Genomic DNA, 12,688 nt, shown 5'->3' on the forward strand with positions numbered 1-12,688 from the left:
TGCAGAGCATCCCTTTTTAGTGGTTACCGAAGCGTTATTGGGTATGGGAAAGGATCAGGGCATTAACGGCTGCGGCCTGTTCCATCTGCACCATATGCCCAGCCTCCGCGAGAACGTGCACTTCTGCATTGCTGATGTTTGAAGCGTGTGAAGCAGGGATTACCGCATCCGACTCCCCCCAAATCACAAGCGGTGACGGAATCGCATCCAAGTCCAGCGCAACGCTTTGGGTGCCATCCACAAAAAGCTGATCGGCGAGCGTGTTCAGTGAGGTTTTTACTCCATCAAGCCGTTTGTATTTGAGCACATCATCGACCAGATTACGCGTGACCAAACTGCTGTCTGCAAAAAGCAGCTGCAAGACAGGTTTTAGGGTTTTCCGGCTTTCTGAATCGACAAAGCCACGGATGTAGTTGCTGTTGATGTCTTTCCCAAGGCCAGCGCTGCCAATCAAAGTCAGCGAAGCGACCTTATTGGGATGGAGCCTTGCGAGTTCACCACTGATAAGCCCGCCCATCGAATGACCGACCAAATGGGCTCTCTCAATATTGAGCTTGTCCATCACAGTCACGATGGTGTTGATGAGGTCGTTAAACTGCACATCTGCTGAAATCGCCGACTGTCCATGGTTTGGAAGATCAAGCGCCAGCACTGGCGCTTTTTCGGCAAGGGCATCCAGATTAAACAACCAGTTATCCAAGTCGCCGCCAAAGCCATGTATCAGCACATAAGGTGTTCCTGAGGCGTCGGCATTCAGATGACTGTAACGAATGCGTCCTGCGTCGGTGTCGATAAATGCATAGGCCGATGCCGCTTCTTTCTCATCTCCTTCTTCGGAGGAGGGCTGAACAAAGGCGGCGATATAGGCATCGATTTCTTCGTCTGTCACCTCTGGTGGCGCAAGTACACCGAGCAGAGCCTGAACCGAATAGACGTCACCTTCCTCAGCGACCTTGCGTCTTAGGAGCCCTGCATCCGGCGCTTCCACCTCGCTGGCAATCTTGTCGGTTTCCACATCCATGATCACCTGACCGACTTCAATGGTATCCCCTTCGTCGACATGCCATTCTGTGAGGGTGCCTTCCTTCATGGAAAGCCCCCATTTGGGCATCACCACAGGTATGATTTTCTCACTCATGTATTCGCTCCCATCGTTCGGTTTACGGCGCTGATAATGTCATCAACGGTCGGTACATAGATGTCTTCCAGTGATGGAGAGAAAGGCACGGGAGTATGGGGAGGGGTCACCATGACAATCGATGCTTTTAGTGACGAGAAGGCTGACTCAGCCACTTGTGCAGAAACGTCCGCAGCGATTGAGCAGCGTGGGCTGGCTTCGTCTATACACACCAAACGACCTGTTTCTTCGACGCTTTCCACCACAGTATCGATATCGAGTGGGGAGAGGGTGCGTAAGTCAATCACCTCACATTGCACGCCTTGTTTCGCCAGTTGCTCAGCCGCTTCCATTGCACGTGTTACGGTCAGACCATAAGACACAAGAGTGACGTCTTTACCTTCACGAAGTACATTGGCTTCGCCAAAAGGAATGGCATATGGGGCTTCCGGCACATCAGATTCGGTGGCATAGAGGTTTTTATGCTCAAGGAAGATCACTGGGTCATTGTCTCTGATGGACTGAATAAGCAGCCCCTTGGCATCGTAGGCATTTGATGGACAAACCACCTTTAGCCCTGGAATATGGGTGAAAAGAGGCGTGAGCATCTGGCTGTGTTGTGCTGCGGCTCTGAAGCCAGCACCGCACATGGCGCGGATAACAACTGGCGTTTCCGCTTTCCCCCCAAACATATAGCGGAACTTGGCGGCTTGGTTGAAAATCTGATCGAAGCAGACGCCCATAAAATCGATAAACATCAGCTCTGCGATCGGACGGAGCCCGCAGGTAGCAGCGCCAATGGCAGCACCCACATAGGCACTTTCCGACAGAGGCGTATCCATCATCTGGTTAGGATGTTTGGCATAAAGCCCTTTGGTGACACCAAGTACGCCACCCCATGCATCGTCTTCACCCGGTGCGCCGGTACCACCGACAATGTCTTCGCCCATCATAATGACGTTAGGATCACGGGACATTTCCTGATCAATTGCTTCGTTAATTGCATCCTTGATTGATAGTGTTCTGGCCATCATCACTCTCCTTGTTATTCTGAATAGCTGACGTAAACATCCGTCAGTAGGGCACTTGCTGGTGGTTGTGGCGCATCAATCGCAGCGCGAACGGCATCTTCGATAAGTGCGGCCACTTCGCCATCAATGGTGTTGAATTCGTCAGCGTTGATAAGGCCAGTTTCTTCCACGCGCTGGCGGAAGAGTTTCAGGCAACAGCGGTTGGTACGGATATCTTCCACTTCGCCGTCAGCCCGGTAGGTCTGGGCATCCCCCTCAAAATGGCCAAAAAAGCGCACCATTTTGCACTCGAGCATGGAGGGGCCACCGCCGTTTCTGGCGCGTTTGATGACTTCTCCAGCGGCTTCATAAACAGCGAAGAAATCCGTGCCATCGACAGTGACGCCCGGCAGTCCAAAGCCAGTTGCGCGGTCGACATAGGAGTCACAGGCTACCGCCCAATCCACGGAGGTTGATTCCGCATAACCATTGTTTTCAATCACAAAAATGGTTGGGAGTTGCCAGACGGCAGCAAGGTTTAAGCTTTCCAGAAAGGTGCCCTGGTTGGATGCGCCATCACCGGTAAAGCTGATGCCCACACCGCCGTGGCCAAGGTGTTTTGCGGCAAGGGCGGCGCCACATACTAATGGGGAGCCAGCACCTAGAATGCCATTGGCGCCCATCATGCCTTTGGATAAATCCGCAATGTGCATTGAGCCGCCTTTGCCGCGACAGGACCCGGTTTCCTTGCCATAGATTTCGGCCATCATACCGTGCACGTCCACGCCTTTGGCAATGCAGTGACCGTGTCCGCGGTGAGTGGAAGCGATGCGGTCGTTGTCATTCAAATGCATCATGATGCCAACGGCCGTGGCTTCTTCACCAGCATAGAGGTGTACAAAACCCGGAATGTCGCCACGGGAAAAATCGACGTGCAAGCGCTCTTCGAAATCGCGGATGGTTTTCATCATCCGGTATGCGTCCAGCAACTGTTCACGAGAGAGTGGAAATGGATTATCACTCATGAGTTTCTCCTTGATGTTGTCGTTGTGTGTGTCGATGGGAAGCGAAGCAGGCCATGCTCAGCGGCAAAGGTCATACAGCGCGGCACATCGACCGTGTTGAAAGCGTCATGTTTGAGGGTGACTGAGACTTTATCGTCAGGGCCAAATGGCAGTTCCCGCTCGCCGTCGAGGGCGAAAGAGCCCTGCTGGCTGACAGGCGTAATGAGTAAATCGGGTTCAAAAAGCTGGCTGTGCTCAATATGAACTGGCGTCAGCAATCCGGGAGCGAGTGGCGCATTGACGGAATAAAGTGCTTCTTGTGGACGGGTAAACGTAAGGTGCATGCCCATAGGCGCTTTGCGTGCGATGGGCTGGATTAGACCGGCAATGGAAGAAAGCCCAATCAGTGATGGGTCGGCAAAGGTAACAAACAGCTCTCGAAGGCTTTCTGGCCGCCAGACCGCGCGGGCACCGACAAAACGCTCCTGCACGATAGCGGCATCGACAAGGGCAATGTCAGGGGTGTTGTTAACCCTCACTTCCAGTAGTTTATTGGCTTCAAAAGCCTGAGAGGGTGGAATTCTCCCTGATACTGCAAGGCCTGTGGCGATGCCGGTGATGGTGGGCTCTGTCAGTGGTGGAAAGGCATTATTGGTGCCGCTGGAAACGCCTGAAATGGGAATGTTTCCACAGGCTTTGACCACCAGACGGTGAGTACCGTCTCCGCCAAGAACGACAATCGCGGAAACACCGAGTTCGCGCATGGCATGGCTGGCATCAAGGGTATCCTGCGCCGTGGATGAAACAGGCATGGAGAGCCAGCGCACATCTGGCATTCGGAAACTATCCAGCGAAGCCTGATGTAATCCACGTTCTATATGCGTTCTAAGGCCAGCCCGTTCTGGCATCATCACCACATGCTCAACGCCACCCTGAGCAAGTCCTGTCAGAATGCGAAGTACCATGTTGGCTCTGTCTGTCAGTTGCAGGTTTGCGCCTTTGGCAATGACCCGGCGAATATCGCGGGCAGAAATGGGGTTGGCAATGATCCCTACTGTCAATCCTGTCACAGTCATTCCTCATCCTTGGCTGGTGGAAGGGACTGAACAAGATGCGTGCCAACCAGTGACTCTTGAATATATTCATAAATATCATGGTTTTACTGTTTTTATTCTTACGGTGATGTGTGGCACTGATGCCTCGGCGTGCAACAGGTGTGGCGTTATCAGGTAGTGGATGTCACAGGGAAATAAATTCTGTGTTGTGAGTGAGAAATCGGAGCAGGAAAGTCGGCTTTATCGTTGTACAGAGTTGTATGACTGTTTTGTTGTTGGTTAATAATTAACCAAATGACAGGAGCGGTAGCATATGGCAGTCACTATGCGAGTCAGTGAACACATCAAGGAAGTGCAAAGCGTTATTGAAGGGAGTCAAACATCCCGTGACGATGTCATTGCCACGTCTTGGACACGGTGTATCGACGATTATCACCTTGATCCTGTGGTGATGCAGGAGGCATATATTGTTCCCCATACCCAGCTCAAGGAGCATAGGGAACGGCTAGATAAGCTTATTCGCACGGCAAAGTACGGACTCGATGCCTTGTATCACCAGGTGGCTGATCATGGTTATGTGTTGATGCTGACCGATGCTGAGGGAGTCACTGTCGATTATCAGGGTGATGCATCGCTCACTTGGGAGCTCAAAAAAGCCGGGCTTTACCTTGGGGCAGAGTGGTCTGAAGCGCGGGCAGGAACCTGTGGTGTGGGCTCCTGTATCTACACCGGGGAAGCGTTGACGGTGCACCAGAGCGATCACTTTGATGCCACGCATTCGCCACTCTCCTGCACGGCTGCGCCTATTTACGATGTAGACGGTTCACTTGCTGCTGTGCTCGATATCTCTGCGCTCCAAAGCCCTGAGCCCAAAGCCAGCCAGGCATTGACCTTGCAGCTTGTCACTTCCTGCACGCGTCGCATCGAGATGGCGTCGTTGATGAATACCTTCAGGCGGGACTGGATAATCCGGCTCAGTCAATCTCCGGCGTTTTTGGATGTCGACCCTGAATGCGCGATGGCGGTGGATGCGGAAGGCCGGATTATTGGGATGACACATAGTACCCAACGCCTGCTTTCGCGGATTAAAGGCAATGACTGGCGGCAACCACACGCAATACTAGGCTGCTTGCTGTCGGACTTTTTCAATCTCGATATCAATGAGCTTCCCGCGCTCAGCCGTGCACTTCCCACGGAAGAAAGGTTGCTGGCCACCATTCATGGTGATTTGTGGTTTGCCCATGCTATAGCCCCGCAGCCTTCTTCAATACAGCGGCGCAAAAAAGTCGTGAGTGGCAGTTTGGCATCGCTTTATGGTGATGATGCCAAGATGGCGGATTTGGCAATCAAAGCGACCACGCTATCAATGTCGGACTTGCCACTTCTGCTGAACGGGGAAACCGGCACAGGGAAGGAGTTTTTGGCTAAAGCCATTCATGAGAGTTCGTCACGCAAATCCGGCCCTTTCATTGCCATCAATTGTGCAGCGATCCCCGAAAGTCTGATTGAAAGCGAGCTCTTTGGTTATGCAGACGGTGCCTTTACCGGCGCGCGCAGCAAAGGCAAAAGAGGGCTGATTGAGCAGGCCAACAACGGCACCCTGTTTTTGGATGAAATTGGGGATATGCCCTTGTCGCTTCAGGCAAGGTTACTCAGGGTTCTCGCCGAAAGAGAGTTGCTTCCAGTGGGAGCGACCAAAGCGATCCCTGTGTCATTCCGGGTGCTTGCAGCTACTCATAAAGCTTTGCCAGATCTGGTAAGTAATGGCAGTTTTAGGGAAGACCTTTTCTATCGCATCAACGGAGCGACCCTTACAATTCCCGCCCTGCGCGAGCGCTCGGATATATTGTGGTTGGCGGGACAGATTCTAACGGGACTGACAGATAAGCCAGTACACGTTTCAACACTGGCGGGCGATCTGCTTGAAAAGTACTCGTGGCCGGGCAATATCAGGGAGCTAGAGAATACGCTCCGCTTCGCGTTGGCATTTTGTGTTGAGGGTGAAATCCAGCCAGAGCATTTACCCGAAGAGATTAAAACAGGGTTAGGGCGGCCACAGTGTGTTTCCTCCGTCACGCAAGAGCTGTTGGCAACACTGGAAGCCTACAACTGGAACATTTCAGAAACTGCCCGTGCTTTGGGAGTGGATCGATCCACCATCCATCGCAGGATGAAAAAAGAGAGAATCGGGCGTCACTACCAACCGCAAGGGAAACGCTAATTCAACGTTATTGACCAGTAATGATGTTGTGGCGAGGCGACTTCCCAATAGGTTCCTGATATTGGCGGGGGAGGCTGGCATCGGCGTCTGAAAACCTTGGACTCAATGTCAGACCATACTGGCTTAAAATCTCGGTTAGCGTGCCACTTTCTTCCAAATTCTCTAGCACTTCACGAACATCTGACTCGTCCAGCGAGTCAGCATGGCGGATACTTATGGTCATGGGATAGGAAATGACCTGCTCAGTATCAGGAAATGGCGAAGCGCGTAACCGCTCCTTATTATTGGCCAACTGGTGGATAAACCATGAAAACGAGAGATTCGAGACGATAGCCATATCCACCTCACCAGCCATAACTGCGCTCAGCATATCTTGGTCATTGCCGAATCCTACCCTGAGTTGACTGTTTGGCAGATGCTCCAGCATTTTCCGGTGGGCGGCTGACCCTGAAGAGACTGCAACTCGCAGGTTGTCTGGGAGTGAGGCAAGTTCATAGGAGTTCGGCACAGCCTGCACCCAAACAAGATTATGCTCAAGTAGCGCTGGGGCAAAGCGGGCATGGGTTTGTGGATTTTGTGCCAGCGCAACGCCGAGTATCAATTGGCAGTCGGACTTTCGTATCTGATACCTTGCCCAGATCCATTCAACGGACAGGGATACATGCCATGCTTTGGCCACCGCTTCGGCAATCTCAATGAATGCGCCTTTGGGGCTGTCTTCGCCAGAAAGGGGGAGAGCCTCACGGGAGGCACAGACGGTAAGGAGCCCTGCTTGCTGCACTGACTCCTGAAGGGAAAAAGGACGGGCTATGGGCGATATCGCCCATAGCCCACTTATTATCAGCCAAACAAAATGCTTTCTAGATTCAGGACTCACAGGCAGGTCTCAAGAGTGCGAAGTGAAAGAATATACGCGACCAGCTCCAGCCGTTCAGACTCGGAAAACGTATCGCCCCAAGGGGGCATGAACTGACTGCCCCTTCGGAGCCCATTTGAAATGGTGTCAAACAGGTAATCACCCTCAAAGTCACGGCATTGCAGCTTTTTAGACTTCCCGCCAATTCCTTTTGCGCCATGGCAGTAGGCACAATTCTGGTAGAAGCGGATTTCTCCCTGCTTTATTTCGGCAGGAGAGGTGGGGATGTTTAGTGGTGATTCCTGTGTAATTGGTACGGCGACAGCAATTGCTTCATTGGATAGGAGTAGCATCAATACCAGTCCTATCACTGCTAAACATTGCCCTAGAGCGTTGGAAGTAAATGGCCTATTCATCGCAAATTCTCCTTATTTGTCGATGCTGAATGCGATGAGCGCCGCCCCGCCGGGCAGGCCGGAGACTTCAGGAAACGCACTTGCCATAAAGCCTGGGGCGTGGGAGCCAAAGCCACTTGGCACGAGTAGATATTGTTTTCCATTTTTTCCGTAACTGATTATCCCTGAGCGAATACCAGACCCTGTGTTGAAAGACCACAACTCATCACCGTTAGCAGCGTCATAAGCGAACACTTTGCCAAACACATCTCCGTTAAAAACCAACCCGCCTGCAGTGGCTAAAACACTGCCTAAACCAGGAATGGGATAATTAACACTCCAACGGACTTCACCCGTGATGGGGTCGCGGGCATCGAGTCGGGCACTGGCTTTTTGATTCGGTGGAGCTACGGCTTCCAGCAGGGAAACACCTAGATAGAGACCTGATATGCCAATTTTCTCGGGATTTTGCTCTGCGGCGATGATCTTGTTACAGACTTCCATTGCATTGGTATACCAGAGCCCAGTTTTCGGACTATAGGCACCGTGGTTCCAACTGCGCGCACCGAGAAGGTAAGGGCAGAGAACTTTTTCTTCACCCAGTTTAGGCTCGTTGCGACCTATCAACTCTCCGGTTTTTGGATTGACTGATTCGACCCAGTTGTAGGTTTGTGAAAGGGGCCAGATATTAATAGGCTTGCCAGTCTTTTTATCCAGAACGTAAACGAATCCGCCTTTGTTGAGATGGAAAATGACATCCCGGTTTTCGTGTTCAATGGTGACAATTTCATACGCCGAGTCATAGTCCCAGACATCGTGAGGAACCTCCTGAAAGAACCATTTCAACTTCCCGGTCTTGGCTTCAATCGCCAGTAAGGACGCAGTGTATTTGTTGTCACCTTTGCGCACTTCACCAAAAAAATCCGGGGCAGCGTTGGAGGTTCCAATATGGATGAGGTCGGTTTTCTCGTCGTACACACCCGGCATCCACGCTCCGCCGCCTCCGACATTTCCTGTGTCGCCTGGCCAGCTTTCAGGATCATCACTGATGGTGTCAAACTCCCAAATCGGTTGGCCGTTCAGGGCATTGACCGCATAAATTTTTCCCCGCTGAGGCTGGTCGCCGCCTGTTGTTCCGCCATACAGCACCTCGCCCGCCAGTTGTGGTGGTGATGAAAACAGGCAACCGTAGCAGGATTTCAGGTCCGTAATTTTGCGCTTCCAGACGGGCTTACCCGTTTTCTGGTTGAGGGCGATAAAACGTCCATCCAGAGTGCCAAGATAAACCATGCCATGCCCTACCGTCACACCGCGGCTGGCGGCTTGATAAAACACCCGGGTCACAATAGGGTCGAGCTCAGGCTGGTAGTGCCACAGTGTTTCGCCTGTTTCGCCATCCACGGCATAGACATTGTTGTTGGCTGCCACGTAATAAATCACACCATCAATGACGATAGGGGTGGCCTGTAAGCCATGTTGAATGTCCCCGGGTTGGTGAATCCATGCCACTTTGAGTTTGTCCACATTGGCTTTATTGATGTCTGACAAAGGGCTGTATCGCCAGCCATTATCCAGTCGATGGTATTTGGGCCAGTCGCTGTCTGATGTTGCAGCGTTAGCCGGTGGAATAAAATAAATGGCCACTAGGAATAGCAGGGGGAGAGCAAGCCAATATGAGTAGGTGGCATTTTTTGTCATCACTTTGCATCCTTTGCAATGGGTTTGGTCGCCTATCGCAAGTAAAGTGCCAATATGAGTGTTGTTTTAAATCAATCGGTTAACTGGTTGCTTAGTCAGGGTGATGAAGCAAAGTGCAACAGGTGTCGCGCTTCAGGTGTCGCAACAGGGGATGGAAAACAGGCAAAAAAAACCCGCCGTAGGGAGGCGGGGGTAAGATGCGATTATGGGTAGTGTCTGTCAGACATTTTGTTATTTGTGCAAATATTTAACATGTCATTAAAGATCCGGCAAATGTACGGTATCACTAGAGACAATATTTATGATCGCCTCCACAAAGGGTGTCTTTTGTTGTCCTCCGAGGGTGGTACAATACCGCCACCAAATTTGCAGGATGTAGACAATGACAGAACTAAAGAATGACCGCTATTTGCGTGCGCTGTTGAAGGAACCGGTAGATTACACGCCGGTATGGATGATGCGTCAGGCTGGCCGCTATCTGCCTGAGTACAAGGCAACCCGCGCGGAAGCTGGCGACTTTATGTCATTGTGTAAAAATGCTGAGCTGGCGTGTGAAGTGACCCTTCAGCCGCTGCGTCGTTACGATCTGGACGCGGCTATCCTGTTCTCCGATATTCTGACCATTCCAGATGCAATGGGTCTGGGCCTTTACTTCGAAACTGGCGAAGGCCCGAAATTCGAGCGCCCAATCACCTGTAAAGCTGACGTGGAAAAAATCGGTCTACCAGATCCGGAAGGTGAACTGCAATACGTGATGAATGCCGTTCGCACTATCCGTAAAGGTCTGGAAGGTAAAGTGCCGCTGATTGGTTTCTCTGGCAGCCCATGGACATTGGCGACTTATATGGTGGAAGGCGGTAGTTCGAAGGCCTTCACTAAAATCAAAAAGATGATGTACGCCGAGCCACAAACCCTGCACCTGTTGCTGGATAAGCTGGCGGACAGCGTGATTGAGTACCTGAACGCGCAAATCAAAGCGGGTGCACAGTCAGTCATGGTATTTGATACTTGGGGCGGTGTGCTGACCCCACGTGATTACAACGACTTCTCGCTGCAATATATGCACAAGATTGTTGATGGCCTGATCCGTGAAAACGATGGCCGTCGCGTACCAGTCACCCTGTTCACCAAAAACGGCGGGATGTGGCTGGAGAAAATCGCGGCAACAGGCTGTGATGGTGTGGGTCTGGACTGGACCATTGATATGGCAGACGCCAAACGTCGCATCGGTGACAAAGTGGCGCTGCAAGGCAACATGGACCCATCCATGCTTTACGCATCACCAGAGCGTATCCGTCAGGAAGTGGCGACGATTCTGGAAGGTTTCGGCAATGGCACTGGCCATGTGTTCAACCTAGGTCACGGCATTCACTTGGACGTGCCACCTGAAAATGCAGGTGTGTTTGTGGATGCGGTACACGAGCTTTCCAAGCCTTACCACAAGTAACACAGTATACGTTTATTAAGGCCAGCAGATGCTGGCCTTTTTCGTTTCTGCCGTCTTGTTCAGGGTTCTTCGGGGATTTTCCTAAGAAAGCTGTACATGATATTTATTTCTTTTAAAAACAAATAATTAGATTGTTTGCTCTTTCATTTAAAAAATGATGTACAGGTTAAAGCTGTTTGACTTGTTAAATGCTGATCAAATTATTTGGGGATGAAAATTTTTGGTTATTTAACCGAAATTGCATCGAACAGGTTCACCAGTAAAATTCCTCGCAAAGCTGTACAGTCCAATTAATGATTTAAAAATCATGCAATTAAAATTTAGTTGCTATTCGATGCTATTTGGTGTTCAGAAAAAAGCTGATTGTCACAAGAAAAGCTGATCAATGCGTTTTCTCAACATGGGCAGGATCTCTGCGTCGAACCATGGATTTTTCCTCAGCCACAGATTATTGCGGGGAGAAGGGTGGGGGAGCGCGATAAAATCCGGTGACCAGTTAGCGTTGGCTTTCACCGTTTCAGTCAGAGTCTTGGGCTTCCCTTCCAGATAATAGCGCTGCGCATAATCGCCAATCAGAAGGGTTAGTTCCACATTGGGAAGATGGGACTTAATCGCAGCGTGCCACTTGGGTGCACACTCGGGTCTTGGCGGCAGGTCGCCGGAACTGCCGCGCCCCGGATAGCAAAATCCCATCGGCATGATGGCGACCTGAGCAGGGTCATAGAATCTTGCTTTACCCATCTGAAGCCAGTCGCGCAGCCGATCACCGCTGGGATCATTCCACGGAATCCCGGTTTCATGCACGCGGGTTCCTGGTGCCTGACCGATAATCAGCAACCTAGCGGAAGACTCAGCCTGCACCACAGGACGCGGACCCAATGGTAAATGGGCTTCGCAGTGGCGGCACTCTTGCACCTCTTTCAACAAGATTCCCAAAGGCGTGTTTGTCATCAATACCCCAGCGTGAAGTCCATTTGATAGTTTAATGGCTCGCCATTTAGCCAGCGTGTGTAGTTGTCGACGAAAATACCAAACACTTGCTCCGGGAAGCTCTCGGCTGAGATATGAGGCGTGACCGTAATGGAAGGATGCGTCCAAAACGGGTGCTCAGGTGCGAGTGGCTCTTTGCTGAACACGTCCAACACCGCATGCTGGATGTTTGCGCCTTCGATCGCTTCGAGGAGACCTTCTTCTTCCAGCACAGGTCCACGACCAACGTTAAACAGAATGGCTTGTTTGCAAGCAGACAGCGTATCCCGGTTGAGTAAGCCTTTGGTTTCCGGCGTGGAAGGTAATACTGAGACAATCACATCTGCTTTGGAAAAAGCCTCAGTCATGTTGGCGTTGGTGATGACGTTATCGAACCCTTCTACGGCTTTTCCGGAGCGGCTCACACCAATCACCTGTATCCCAAAATGGCGTGCGGTCTTAGCAACATGCGCACCAATCGAGCCTGTCCCAAGTATCACCATGCATTTTCCGGTCAGGCCTTGATAAGGCACTGGTGACCATTTGCTTTCCTGCTGTGCATCGCGGTAATGGGCAAAATGGCGGGTTAATGTCAGAAGCTGACCGATAACATACTCCGACATCAAGGGGCCGAAAATCCCACGCACATTCGTAAGTTGATAGTCACTTTTTGGTTTGGCCAACAGGGCATCACAACCTGCAAAGGTTGACTGTAACCACTGTAGGTTCTCTGCCTTATCAAGCTCCGGCGCGAATTTCGGCGGGTCGGCGAGGATGATATTGGCTTTGCTGATATCTTCGGTGATTTGCAGATCGGGTAAGGCGGCGTCTTCCAATAACGCCAGATAACGTTTTTGTTGGGCTGAGCAAAGATAAAGATGGTTCAAATCTGTTCCTTTTGCTATTGCAGTATATA

General features: G+C 51.3%; 11 protein-coding genes. 2 read left to right on the forward strand and 9 right to left on the reverse strand.

The window, feature by feature from the left end:
- Window positions 1–34: 34 nt before the first annotated feature.
- From RN22_RS06505 to RN22_RS06520, 4 genes are read right to left on the reverse strand one after another with little or no spacing between them, the layout of a single operon-like run.
- Window positions 35–1,138 (reverse strand): acetoin dehydrogenase dihydrolipoyllysine-residue acetyltransferase subunit, encoded by a 1,104-nt coding sequence (locus tag RN22_RS06505; protein WP_046303605.1) that lies wholly within the window; start codon window positions 1,136–1,138, stop codon window positions 35–37.
- Window positions 1,135–2,148, reverse strand: a complete 1,014-nt coding sequence (locus RN22_RS06510) for an alpha-ketoacid dehydrogenase subunit beta (protein WP_046303606.1) — start codon at window positions 2,146–2,148, stop codon at window positions 1,135–1,137. The genes RN22_RS06505 and RN22_RS06510 overlap by 4 nt, the downstream gene beginning before the upstream one ends.
- 14 nt (window positions 2,149–2,162) lie before the next feature.
- On the reverse strand, window positions 2,163–3,152 hold the full coding sequence (locus RN22_RS06515) for a thiamine pyrophosphate-dependent dehydrogenase E1 component subunit alpha (protein ID WP_002542028.1): 990 nt from the start codon (window positions 3,150–3,152) through the stop codon (window positions 2,163–2,165).
- Window positions 3,149–4,207 (reverse strand): ATP-NAD kinase family protein, encoded by a 1,059-nt coding sequence (locus RN22_RS06520; protein ID WP_046303607.1) that lies wholly within the window; start codon window positions 4,205–4,207, stop codon window positions 3,149–3,151. Before RN22_RS06520 ends, RN22_RS06515 begins: the two co-directional genes overlap by 4 nt.
- Before the next feature lie 292 nt (window positions 4,208–4,499).
- Here RN22_RS06520 and RN22_RS06525 point away from each other — a divergent pair, with 292 nt between their 5' ends.
- The gene (locus RN22_RS06525; protein WP_002542026.1) at window positions 4,500–6,407 is read left to right on the forward strand and encodes a sigma-54-dependent Fis family transcriptional regulator; all 1,908 of its coding nucleotides are present in this window, start codon (window positions 4,500–4,502) and stop codon (window positions 6,405–6,407) included.
- 7 nt (window positions 6,408–6,414) lie between these two features.
- Here RN22_RS06525 and RN22_RS06530 read toward each other — a convergent pair whose 3' ends face one another.
- From RN22_RS06530 to RN22_RS06540, 3 genes are all read right to left on the reverse strand, one after another.
- Entirely contained in the window at window positions 6,415–7,188 is a 774-nt protein-coding gene (locus RN22_RS06530; protein WP_046303608.1) for an ABC transporter substrate-binding protein, read from the reverse strand.
- Between the two features lie 92 nt (window positions 7,189–7,280).
- A complete protein-coding gene (locus tag RN22_RS06535) occupies window positions 7,281–7,679 on the reverse strand; it encodes a cytochrome c (protein WP_052737501.1) in 399 nt (132 codons plus the stop codon).
- A 12-nt stretch (window positions 7,680–7,691) separates the two neighbouring features.
- Complete coding sequence (locus RN22_RS06540; protein ID WP_046303609.1) at window positions 7,692–9,356, reverse strand: PQQ-binding-like beta-propeller repeat protein; 1,665 nt, start codon at window positions 9,354–9,356, stop codon at window positions 7,692–7,694.
- A 382-nt stretch (window positions 9,357–9,738) separates the two neighbouring features.
- On the opposite strand from RN22_RS06540, the gene hemE reads away from it, so the two are divergent.
- Complete coding sequence (gene hemE, locus RN22_RS06545; RefSeq protein WP_002542022.1) at window positions 9,739–10,803, forward strand: uroporphyrinogen decarboxylase; 1,065 nt, start codon at window positions 9,739–9,741, stop codon at window positions 10,801–10,803.
- A 366-nt stretch (window positions 10,804–11,169) separates the two neighbouring features.
- On the opposite strand, the gene RN22_RS06550 is transcribed toward hemE, so the two are convergent.
- On the reverse strand, window positions 11,170–11,754 hold the full coding sequence (locus RN22_RS06550; protein ID WP_046303610.1) for a uracil-DNA glycosylase family protein: 585 nt from the start codon (window positions 11,752–11,754) through the stop codon (window positions 11,170–11,172).
- Window positions 11,754–12,659 carry a D-2-hydroxyacid dehydrogenase gene (locus tag RN22_RS06555; RefSeq protein WP_046303611.1) on the reverse strand — a complete coding sequence of 302 codons (906 nt, stop codon included), beginning with the start codon at window positions 12,657–12,659 and terminating at the stop codon, window positions 11,754–11,756. Before RN22_RS06555 ends, RN22_RS06550 begins: the two co-directional genes overlap by 1 nt.
- Between the last annotated feature and the right edge of the window lie 29 nt (window positions 12,660–12,688).

Origin of the sequence: Grimontia sp. AD028, from assembly GCF_000973155.1 — a bacterium.
Lineage (GTDB): Bacteria > Pseudomonadota > Gammaproteobacteria > Enterobacterales > Vibrionaceae > Enterovibrio > Enterovibrio indicus.